5 protein-coding genes, 1 pseudogene and 2 riboswitches are annotated in these 6,663 nt (G+C 65.8%); all 6 genes and pseudogenes read right to left on the bottom strand.

Annotation, left to right across the window (positions count from 1 at the left end; all coding sequences use genetic code 11):
- Positions 1 to 728: pseudogene (locus B2869_RS14180) on the bottom strand (glycine cleavage system protein T); the annotation flags it as partial.
- Positions 729 to 782: 54 nt separating this feature from the next.
- Positions 783 to 881: riboswitch (glycine riboswitch) on the bottom strand.
- Position 882: 1 nt separating this feature from the next.
- Positions 883 to 977: riboswitch (glycine riboswitch) on the bottom strand.
- A 145-nt stretch (positions 978 to 1,122) separates the two neighbouring features.
- A complete protein-coding gene (locus B2869_RS14175; RefSeq protein WP_292767869.1) occupies positions 1,123 to 1,998 on the bottom strand; it encodes an ABC transporter ATP-binding protein in 876 nt (291 codons plus the stop codon).
- Positions 1,995 to 2,846, bottom strand: coding sequence for an ABC transporter ATP-binding protein (locus tag B2869_RS14170; RefSeq protein WP_292767867.1), 852 nt, complete (start codon positions 2,844 to 2,846; stop codon positions 1,995 to 1,997). The genes B2869_RS14175 and B2869_RS14170 overlap by 4 nt, the downstream gene beginning before the upstream one ends.
- Positions 2,843 to 3,820, bottom strand: a complete 978-nt coding sequence (locus B2869_RS14165) for an ABC transporter permease (protein ID WP_021199588.1) — start codon at positions 3,818 to 3,820, stop codon at positions 2,843 to 2,845. Before B2869_RS14165 ends, B2869_RS14170 begins: the two co-directional genes overlap by 4 nt.
- On the bottom strand, positions 3,813 to 4,808 hold the full coding sequence (locus B2869_RS14160; RefSeq protein ID WP_021199587.1) for an ABC transporter permease: 996 nt from the start codon (positions 4,806 to 4,808) through the stop codon (positions 3,813 to 3,815). The genes B2869_RS14165 and B2869_RS14160 overlap by 8 nt, the downstream gene beginning before the upstream one ends.
- Before the next feature lie 40 nt (positions 4,809 to 4,848).
- Positions 4,849 to 6,537 carry an ABC transporter substrate-binding protein gene (locus tag B2869_RS14155; protein ID WP_021199586.1) on the bottom strand — a complete coding sequence of 563 codons (1,689 nt, stop codon included), beginning with the start codon at positions 6,535 to 6,537 and terminating at the stop codon, positions 4,849 to 4,851.
- Positions 6,538 to 6,663 lie beyond the last annotated feature (126 nt).

The raw sequence follows: 6,663 nt of genomic DNA, 5'->3' as shown, positions 1-6,663 counted from the left end.
CCCGCCTCGAGCCGCAGGGTGTCGCGCGCGGCGAGTCCGGCGGGGACGAGGCCGTGCGGCGCGCCCGCGGCGAGCAGCGCATCCCAGAGCGACGCGGCGCGGTCGGCGGCGACCAGAAGCTCGAAGCCGTCCTCGCCGGTGTAACCGGTGCGCGCGAGGAGGACGGGCACGCCGTCGAAGTTCGCGGACGCCCAGGCGTAGTACTTCTGCTCGGTCCAGGGAATGCTGACGTCTGTGATGCCCGGCGTCTCGGCGAGGATGGCCTCGGCGTTCGGCCCCTGCACGGCGATGAGTGCATAGTCGTCGGAGACGTCCTGCACCACGACGTCGAAGCCGTCGGTGCGATCGCGAAGAGCAGCGGAGACGGCGTCGCGGTTGCCCGCGTTGGAGATGATGAGGAAGTCGTCGCCCTCGAGGCGATAGACGATCACGTCGTCGATGATCCCGCCGGACTCGGCGAGCAGGAGCGAGTACTTCGCCTTCCCGACGGCCAGCGCCGAGAGGCGGCCGGCCAGGGCGTTGTCGAGGAAATCGGCGGACCCGCTGCCCTGGACCGTGAACTCGGCCATGTGCGAGATGTCGAAGATGCCCGCGCTCTGGCGCACGGCGTGGTGTTCGGCGAGGTCGGAGGTGTACCGCACCGGCATCTGCCAGCCGCCGAAGTCGGTGAACGATGCGCCGAGCGCCTCATGGCGTGCGCGCAGCGGGGTGTAGCGGGGGTCGGACATGGAGTTCTCCCGGGCTGTGTCGGGCGGAACGGCGGCACCGTCGTTCCTCGGAACTCCCCCTCTGTCATGGGCCTGAGAGCTTCACCCGTGCACGGAGGCGGGGCTTTCACCGTCGGCGGATCCGCAGAGTCGCCGGATCGCTTTTCAGAGTGGCCGGAACCGCGCGGTACGCGTACCTGAGAGATTGGCGGGGAGGCTTGCTCCTTCGGTGCCCGGCTGCGTTCGCCGGGGCTCTCCCGCGTGGTTCATTCGGCCTGTCTTCAATTGTGGGTCCAGTCTAGCCGGTCGGATCCTCGGTGCCGGATTCTCCGGAAGCGCGTTCGAATCGCGCGAATGGTCCCGTTCCGGGGTCAGACGCGACCATTCACGCGATTCGAAGGCGGAGCGCCGGCCGTCAGCGGGTGATGCCGAGTTCGGCCCGCACCTCGTCGCGCAGGCGGCCGAGGTTGTCGGGCTCTGGTGCTGCACCGAGGAGCGTCTTGGTGTATTCGTGCTGCGGGTTGAGGATGACCTCGTCCGCGGGGCCGCGCTCGACGACATCACCCTTGTAGAGCACCATGATCTCATCCGAGAAGTGCCTCGCCGTGGCCAGGTCGTGTGTGATGTACAGCACACCCAGGTTCTCCTCGCGCTGCAGATCAGCGAGAAGGTTCAACACCCCCAGCCGGATCGACACGTCCAGCATCGAGACCGGCTCGTCGGCGACGATGAACCGGGCGCCCGGGGCGAGAGCCCGCGCGATCGCGACACGCTGTCGCTGCCCGCCCGAGAGCTCGTGCGGGCGCCGCTCCGCGAAACTCTCCCCTGGGGTCAACCGCACCCGCTCCAACAGCTCCACCGCGCGCTCCCGCACCTGCGCCCGCGACAGCTCCGGGTGGTGCAGACGGATCGGCCGCTCCAGATGATGAACGATCGTGTGGAACGGGTTCAACGACGCGAACGGGTCCTGGAACACCATCTGCACGTCCGCGCGGTAGCGCTCCAACGCCCGCCCCCGAGCCCCGGACACCTTCCCGTCCAACAGGATCTCGCCGCTGGTGGGCGTCTCCAGCTTCATCAGCATCCGGGCGATCGTCGACTTCCCCGACCCCGACTCCCCCACCAGGGCGACCGTCTTGCCCGCCTCGATGGTGAACGACACGTCCTTCACCGCATGGAGGATGCTGGTCTTGAATCCCGACCGCAGGTGGAAATCCTTCACCAGATTCCGCGCTTCCAACGTCGCCACCTGCGGCCCGGCCGCGGTGGAGCTCGTGATGCTCGTGGTCATCGGACGCCCTCCTGGCTCACACCGGTGCGGACGAAGTCGCCCCGCTCGCCCTTGAGCGACGGGAAGCTCGACAGCAACCGCTTCGTGTACTCGTGCTTCGGAGTCCGGTAGATCTCCTCCGCCGTTCCCTCCTCGACGATCTGCCCCTGCAACATGATCGCGATCCGATCACTGATCTCGATCAGCATCGGCAGATCATGCGTGATGAAGATCACCGCGAATCCGAGCTTCTCCCGCAGCCGCATGATCTCCCGGATGATGCCCCGCTGCACGACCACGTCCAGCGCCGTGGTCGGCTCGTCCATGATCATCACCTGCGGATCGAGGGCCAGAGCCATCGCGATCATCATGCGCTGCCGCATGCCACCCGACAGCTCATGCGGGAAACTCGACAGGCGGTTGGGGTCCACGCCGACGAGCGTCAGCAGTTCCTCCGCCCGCGCCGTCTTCGCCTTCTTGCTCATCCCGGGCCGGTGCGTGTCGAAGATGTCGAAGATCTGTGCCTTGACACTGATCACCGGGTTCAACGAGTTCATCGCCCCCTGGAACACCATCGAGATCTTGTCCCACCGGAACGCGCGCAGACCCTCGCCGTCCAGTCCCACGATGTCGATGTCATGACCATCCCGGTCATGGAACACGATCTCCCCGCCCGTCATCAGAGCCGGAGCCTTGAGCAGACGGTTCATGCCGTAGGCCAGGGTCGTCTTCCCGCAGCCCGACTCCCCCGCCAACCCCAGGATCTCGCCCCGGTTCAACGTCAGCGACACATCCCGCACGGCCTTCACCGGCGGATCCACCTCATACTCGATCGACACGTTCCGCGCCGTCAGGACCGGCTCGCTCATGCGGTGACTCCCTTGGTCTTGGCGGCCTTGCGCACACGCCGCGCGGCTTCGGGCGCATTGCGCAGCTTCGGATTGATGACCTCGTCGATCGCGAAGTTGATGAGCGACAGGCCGGCACCGAGAATCGCGATCATGAGCCCCGGCGGGACGAACCACCACCAGGCACCGCGTCCGAGGGCCTGCCCCGACTGCGCGTCGTTGAGGATCGATCCCCACGTGATCGAGGAGTTGGGGCCGAGACCGAGGTAGGACAGGCCGGCCTCTCCGAGGATCGCGAAGATGATCGCGAAGAGGAACTGGGCCGTGAGCAGCGGCAGGAGATTCGGCATGATCTCGACCAGGATTACGCGGAACGACCGTTCCCCTGCGACCTTCGACGCATAGACGTAGTCACGCGTGCGGAGCGATCGTGTCTGGAGCCGGAGCACATATGCCGCCCCGGCCCAGGAGGTGATGCCGAGCACGAACGCGACGAGCTGCCAACTGCGCTGCGGCACGAACGAGGCGATGACCATCACCAGCGGAAGCCCGGGGATCACGATCATCACGTTCGTGAGGAGTGCGAGACCGTCTTCGCGCCAGCCGCCCAGATATCCGGCCAGAACGCCGAAGAACAACGACAGCACGATCGCGATGCCGCCGGCGGTCACACCGATGAGCAGGGACCCCTGAGCGCCGATCGCCAGTTGCGCGAACATGTCGTTGCCGAGCTTGGTGGTGCCGAGCCAGTGTTCCGCGGAGGGCGGCTGGAGCGCAGGGTTCGCCGTGCTGCGCGGGTCCTGCGAGAAGATCGGCGCGATGATCGCGAACAGCACGATGGCCGCGACCAGGATCACGCCGACGATGAACTTGGGCGAGGTGCTGGGAAGGATGCGACGACGCTTGCGCCCCTGCTGCGTGGCGAGCGAGACCGTGCTGGCCGGGGCGGTGACGGGCGGTTCCTGGGTCAGGAGCGGGTTCTTCGTGTCAGACATTCTGGCGAGCCCTCGGGTCGATGAAGCCATAGACGAGGTCCATGATGAAGTTGGCGGCGAGCACCGTCAGGGTGATGACGAGGAACAGTCCCTGCATCAGCGCGTAGTCGTTGTTGGTCACGGCCTGGAACATCAGCTTGCCGATTCCGGGGTAGGTGAACACCTGCTCCATCACGATCGAGCCGGCGACCACGAAACCGAGCGTGATCGAGAAGCCCGCGATCGAGGGGATCGCCGCATTGCGGGCCGCGTAGGTGGTGAGCACGCGACGGGGCCGGAGACCCTTCGCCTCCGCCGTCAGCACGTAGTCCTCGGCGAGCGTGGAGACCATCATGTTGCGCATGCCGAACATCCACCCGCCGACCGAGCTGATCACGATCGTGATAGCGGGCAGGATCGCGTGCGCGACGGCGTCGGTGAAGAACGCCCAGGTCGGCTCGGGGCCGTCCGGGTAGTCGAAGACGTCGTACCCGCCGAAGATCGGGAACCAGCCGAGACCGACCGCGAACACCGAGACGAGGATCAGCGCCAACCAGAAGTACGGGATCGACTGGAGCACAGTCGTGACGGGGATCAGGTGGTCGACCCAGGTGCCTCGTTTCCATCCGGCCCAGGCGCCGAGCACGACGCCGAGGACGAAGGAGATGACGGTCGCGGTGCCGACTAGGACGAGCGTCCAGGGAAGCGCACCGGCGATGAGCTCCGTCACCGGAGTGGGGAACTTGGTGACCGATACTCCGAGATCGCCCTGGAACATGCGTCCCCAGTAGGACAGATACTGCTCCCAGAGAGAGGAATCGTCGCCGCCGAGCAGCAGCTTGATGTTGCGGATGGCGGTCTCGGAGACCTCACCGCCTGCTCGCTGCATCTTGGCGATCATGATGTCGGCCGGGTTCCCCGGCATGAGCCGGGGAAGAAGGAAGTTGATGGAGATCGCGGCCCAGAGCGTGAACGCGTAGAACCCGATTCTTCGTGCATAGAACTTCATGTCACTGTTTTCCTGACTTCCTTCTTCCCCGACTCCTTTACTACTTGACCGGCTGCAGCTGCGTCAGCACGTAGCCTGCCGCGATCGCACCCCAGGACGGCGGGAAGGCGTAGAGGTCTTCCTCGGTCGGCCAGCCCGTGTAGTCCTTCGTGTTGTAGAAGGTCTGCGTCGCGTTGATCACGAGCGGGATGTAGGGCAGGTCACGGACGATCTCGGTCTGAATCGTCGCGTACAGCTCCTTCTTCGTCGCCTCGTCGTTCGTGCTGATCGCCGACTGGATCGCGGTGTCGACGACCGGGTTGCTGTAACGGCTGAAGTTCCAACGGCCTGCCGGGACCTCCGTGCCGACGGGGCTCGTCGACTCGACGGCGGTGCCGCCGAACCAGTCGCGGTAGATCTGGAACGGGTCGGCGACGGACGTGCCGATCACACCGCCCATGATCAGCTGGAAGTCGCCACCCTGACGGGAGTCGGAGAACTCCTGCCACTGCACGGTCGATGCCGTGATCTTGATACCGGCGGCCTCAGCCTGCTCAGCGATCAGCTTCGCGGCGTCGTTGTAGTCGGTCCAGCCGTCGACCGAGGTGAGCGTGAGCTCGAGCGGCACACCGTCCTTCTCGTAGATGCCACTGGAGCCCTTGGTGTAGCCGGCGGCCTCGAGGATAGAACCGGCCTCGGCGGCGTTCGCCTCCTGCGGGCTGACCTCGTTGGCCGGATCGGCGAGCCACTTCTCGTCGCGCGGCAGCAGAGTGAACGCGGGAGAGATGTCGCCCGTCAGCCCGACGAACGCCTTGTCCTTGATGGTGGAGCGGTCGATTGCGACGTTGAGCGCCTGACGCACGGCGACGTCGGTCTGCGGACCGGTGCAGCCGAGGTCGGCGTTCGAGCAGGTGTAGAGAACCGTCGGGTCCTGGGGCGTGTTGATCCAGTCGATCTTGCCGTTGCCGGTCACGTCGTCCGGGTTCGGGATGAACATGCCGGTCCAGTCGAGCTTGCCGGCGGCGAGCAGATCCTGAGCGGTCTGGTTGTTGTCGACCGCGATGTACTGGACCTTCTTGATGCCGAGCTTGTCGGCATCACGGTAGTTCTCGTTGGCCACCAGCGTGTAGGACTCGCTCGTGGTCTTGTCGACGACGTAGGGGCCGGATCCGACGGGGTCCTCGTTCGTGAAGTTGGCGAAGTCCTTGACGTCTTTCCACACGTGCTCGGGGAGGATGTAGCTCGACCCCATCCGCTGGAATTCCGTGGTGTACTGCGCGGACGAGTAGGTCAGGACGGCGGTCGTGTCGTCGGTGGCCTCGGCGGAGACCAGACCGTTGCCTTCGGGGTTGTTGGCCTCGTAGTTGAACGAGAACGCCACGTCCTTGGCCGTGAGCGGCTCGCCGTCGCTCCACTTGAGGTCGGGCTTGATGGTCACGGTGATGACCGTGCCGTCCTCGTTGTACTCGAACGAGTCACCGATCAGGCCGACCGGCTCGGAGTCCGCGGTCTTGTTGTAGAAGAACAGCGGTTCGTAGATCGGTCCGAGCGCGCCATGGAGCACTGTCGGTGCGAACGGGTTGTAGTTCGCGGCGATCGGGGTCTGGCTGCCGGCCCAGACACGCAGGGCCCGGTCGCCATCGGCGTTGCCGCTGTCGCTGCCGCCACCACAGGCCGTGAGGCCCAGGGCGAGGACGGATGCTCCGGCAATCGCGGTGAGCGCAATCTTGCGCCTTCCGTTACGGATCATTTCTCTTGTTTCCTCTCGGTGCTGCACTGCAGGAGGGATCGCTCCGGATGGAGCAGAACCCCGGAGGTGGGGTTCCTGGGCCCTGGGAGGCAGCCGGTCGGCTCCTCCCGAAGGGGTTTGTTAGGA

Origin of the sequence: Microbacterium sp. UBA3486, from assembly GCF_002377845.1 — a bacterium.
Taxonomy (GTDB): Bacteria; Actinomycetota; Actinomycetes; order Actinomycetales; family Microbacteriaceae; genus Microbacterium; species Microbacterium maritypicum_A.
This window is presented reverse-complemented; position numbering and strand designations above follow the sequence as displayed.

Bases quoted from the DNA above. Each gene is read 5' to 3' on its own strand.
- B2869_RS14165 (WP_021199588.1), bottom strand. From the start codon at position 3,820: ATGTCTGACACGAAGAACCCGCTCCTGACCCAGGAACCGCCCGTCACC.
- B2869_RS14170 (WP_292767867.1), bottom strand. From the start codon at position 2,846: ATGAGCGAGCCGGTCCTGACGGCGCGGAACGTGTCGATCGAGTATGAG.
- B2869_RS14160 (WP_021199587.1), bottom strand. From the start codon at position 4,808: ATGAAGTTCTATGCACGAAGAATCGGGTTCTACGCGTTCACGCTCTGG.
- B2869_RS14175 (WP_292767869.1), bottom strand. From the start codon at position 1,998: ATGACCACGAGCATCACGAGCTCCACCGCGGCCGGGCCGCAGGTGGCG.
- B2869_RS14155 (WP_021199586.1), bottom strand. From the start codon at position 6,537: ATGATCCGTAACGGAAGGCGCAAGATTGCGCTCACCGCGATTGCCGGA.